Origin of the sequence: Halobacillus sp. (genome assembly GCF_049282395.1) — a bacterium.
In the GTDB taxonomy this organism is placed as follows: Bacteria; Bacillota; Bacilli; order Bacillales; family Halobacillaceae; genus Halobacillus.
Genome location: NZ_JBAPTY010000146.1, coordinates 1 through 2,237, shown reverse-complemented (window position 1 = coordinate 2,237; position 2,237 = coordinate 1). Strand labels below are relative to the sequence as shown.

The following is a 2,237-nucleotide window of genomic DNA, read 5'->3' as shown; positions in this document are numbered from 1 at the left end:
GAGATCCCGAAGGCTGTTAAGCCCGAGGAAGCTCAGCACAAGGGATGTTCGACTAAGATCGCCACGTCCTGTGGCAACGTCGAACGACCCTGCGTCGTGCAGGGCCGGAAAGCGAAATCGTCCCCCGCAGGACCATCCTCATATACCCATATTTCGAAACTGAGTCTTCCAGTATCGGGAGCTTATCTTTACTATCACAGAGATTTAACGAATTTTCTTATAGAAAATGGATAGTAGGACTATACCTGTCAGTGCCCCGGCTGTATCGATTATCACATCACCTATGTATGGAGTCCGGTTCGGAGTCAGGGACTGGTGAAATTCATCAAACGCAGCATAGCCGATGGTTATAATAAGCGCGTACAGAAGTTCCTTGCCAAACGGGAGACGCCATCTTTGGTGGATGGCGTTCCATAAAGTTACCATAAGTAAAAAGAACATGCCGAAATGAGCGGACTTCCGGATGAAAAATTCAATAACACCATCGATCCCTTGCGCTTCCACACTAACTTCTTCCCCGTGGTAAGTTATGTGAATAAGCTCCGCCACAGGCCGCAGCCATTCAATTGGAATCCATTGGTTCATCGCTGGTTTAATATTTTGTTCTTCATATGGCTGAGAAGAAAAAATAAATAATATAATCATAATTATAATGGGCAATAGTTGATAAATGGCATTTTTAAACATATCATTACACTTCCTGTTATCTTTTGTACCTTACTATACTAATAGTTTACTATACCATCCACTATTAAAAACATTAATTAATATTTCACACTATTAAATATCGATAATTTTGTATACAATATATTTGTAGATTAGAAAAAAGGGGATTTTTACATGGCGAAGAGAAGCAAACAATATGATTACGACCTGAGTGAAGTAAAGCGATTAATCGGTGAAACGGATAAAAACTATCGCGAAATCTCCGCTGAGACTGGCTGCCCTTATGCTAGTGTGGTCTATCACGGCCGCAAAATACGTGGTCGAGTAAACCGCATGCATAATCAGCAGGACAGTGAAGAGAAGGAGAACATCGTCCTTCCTATTACGGAAGAAACCGAAGAGACACCGACAATGATGTCTGGCGGGACAGCATTAAGTATCTCTCGAAATGACGTACACATTCAGGATGCCGAGCAGGAAGCTGCTAAAATGATTAAAGCAGCGAAAGCATTAGGATTAAGTAAAATCAATATAACCATAGAAAAATAATCTTCCGTTAGGCCCTGGAGTATTTCTCCAGGGCTTTTCTATTGAATATTGAACTGTTTTCCAGCCTCTTCCTGGCATGCCGTCCCCAGTTCTTAACCGCATCTCTGGTCACTCCCTCCCTGGCGGCAATTTGATCAACAGAGAAATCATGGATAATCGAGTAATAGATCCATTTCCACTGATTATCGGTAAGCAGCCCTCGAATACTTTTCCATAGATACGGATCCACCACTACATCCTCCACTTGATAGAGCTGCATATGGATGACATGATCCTGGAAACGTTCTTCAGCTTCCACCGTCCGATTATCTTTTCTTATTTTATCGATCAGTGCATTGTGAATCTTCCAATTGATATAAGAACTGAGTGTACCCGCATTTTCATCATATGTATCGTGGGCCTGCCACAAGGCATAAAGCCCCTCAGCGAAAAAATCACCGTTACGGTCGATAATATTCAGTTTTCTAATATGGTAATAGATTAATCGTTTATATTCGTCCACTACTTCTGCAAAATCATGATTCTTTATCATGGATGGCACCCGCTTTCGATTTTTAATTTCACACTTATAATCGAGAGAAAATTAGATTTTGGTGTCATTTTTTTGCAAAGTTTTTTAATTTTTAACAAAAACTGGGGTTGATAATTGATTTTTCACTCTTAATCTTTATAATTTTTATTCTTCTTTCTAAAGCATTCCTATGTTTATGTTTTACCGAATTAGGCAATTGAATAGTTAAATGATAATTACGGAGGCGTTATTTTTGAATTCGCCACGGTCTTTATATCCTCTTGTTCGCATCTGGCTGGATGGAACCCCCACTACCTTCATGCATGCCTTTTTTGAAAAGCTTGCTTATGAGTGGATTGTAGAAATTGTGAACCCTTATCCCTTGCCGCTTATGGAAAACAAAGAATACGTCATGTATTTATCTTTTGAAATGGACGATGGAACGACGTATTCTTCACTTGCGATCCAATCTTATACGATGGAACAGGGAAATGAGTTTACGGTCTATCGC

At 40.1% G+C, this 2,237-nt stretch carries 4 protein-coding genes; 2 read left to right on the top strand and 2 right to left on the bottom strand.

All coding sequences use genetic code 11. The annotated features are described in order from the left end of the window. Positions 1-204: 204 nt before the first annotated feature. Complete coding sequence (locus WAM07_RS06680; RefSeq protein WP_422165757.1) at positions 205-687, bottom strand: VanZ family protein; 483 nt, start codon at positions 685-687, stop codon at positions 205-207. 153 nt (positions 688-840) lie between these two features. Here WAM07_RS06680 and WAM07_RS06675 point away from each other — a divergent pair, with 153 nt between their 5' ends. Next, complete coding sequence (locus WAM07_RS06675; RefSeq protein WP_014644729.1) at positions 841-1,215, top strand: hypothetical protein; 375 nt, start codon at positions 841-843, stop codon at positions 1,213-1,215. Between the two features lie 7 nt (positions 1,216-1,222). Here the strand turns inward: WAM07_RS06675 and WAM07_RS06670 are convergent, their stop codons facing one another. Then, on the bottom strand, positions 1,223-1,747 hold the full coding sequence (locus tag WAM07_RS06670; RefSeq protein WP_422165756.1) for a sigma-70 family RNA polymerase sigma factor: 525 nt from the start codon (positions 1,745-1,747) through the stop codon (positions 1,223-1,225). Between the two features lie 232 nt (positions 1,748-1,979). On the opposite strand from WAM07_RS06670, the gene WAM07_RS06665 reads away from it, so the two are divergent. Beyond that, the coding region (locus WAM07_RS06665; protein ID WP_422165755.1) for a hypothetical protein at positions 1,980-2,237 on the top strand (258 nt) is incomplete at its 3' end.